The organism is Candidatus Hydrogenedentota bacterium (assembly GCA_016791475.1).
GTDB lineage: Bacteria > Hydrogenedentota > Hydrogenedentia > Hydrogenedentales > JAEUWI01 > JAEUWI01.
In genome coordinates this window covers 1-521 of record JAEUWI010000460.1, presented here as the reverse complement: position 1 = coordinate 521, position 521 = coordinate 1, and the positions used below count along the sequence as shown (strand labels likewise).

General features: G+C 65.5%; 2 protein-coding genes. Both read left to right on the top strand.

Features of this window, described 5'->3' with window-relative positions:
- Window positions 1-315 (top strand): outer membrane protein assembly factor BamB (locus tag JNK74_30245; protein ID MBL7650451.1); only part of this gene is annotated, 315 nt, incomplete at its 5' end.
- Between the two features lie 41 nt (window positions 316-356).
- Window positions 357-521, top strand: a 165-nt coding sequence (locus JNK74_30240) for a 50S ribosome-binding GTPase (GenBank protein MBL7650450.1), incomplete at its 3' end; no start/stop codon positions are given.

The following is a 521-nucleotide window of genomic DNA, read 5'->3' as shown; positions in this document are numbered from 1 at the left end:
GGTGGCGACGCGGCGCTGGTGCTGGGCGCTGAGGCGGACGGCAAACTGATCGCCTGGCGCCGGGCCAATGGTGAGAAAGCCTGGGACATCGAGCGTCTGAAGTACCGTGAGCTGTCGGCGCCGTTGTCGCTGGAGCGCCTGTTCGTCGTCGGCGACGGCACGGGGCAGGTGCATCTGCTGTCCACCAGCGATGGCAGCGAGCTCACCCGTCTGACCACCGATGGCTCGGCCGTGCTGGCGCAACCGGTGTTGTCCGGCCCTGCGCTGGTGGTGCAGACGCGCAACGGCGGCGTTTTCGCCTGGCGCGCCCAATAAGAGTTTTTTCGCCGTTGGCGATCTGATCGAAAGTCCTGTCTTTGAAACCCGTGATCGCCCTGGTGGGGCGGCCCAATGTGGGCAAGTCCACCCTGTTCAACCGGTTGACCGGCACCCGTGACGCCATCGTGGCCGATTTTGCGGGACTCACGCGCGACCGGCACTACGGCAACGGGCATCTGGGCAAACGCGAATACATCGTCATC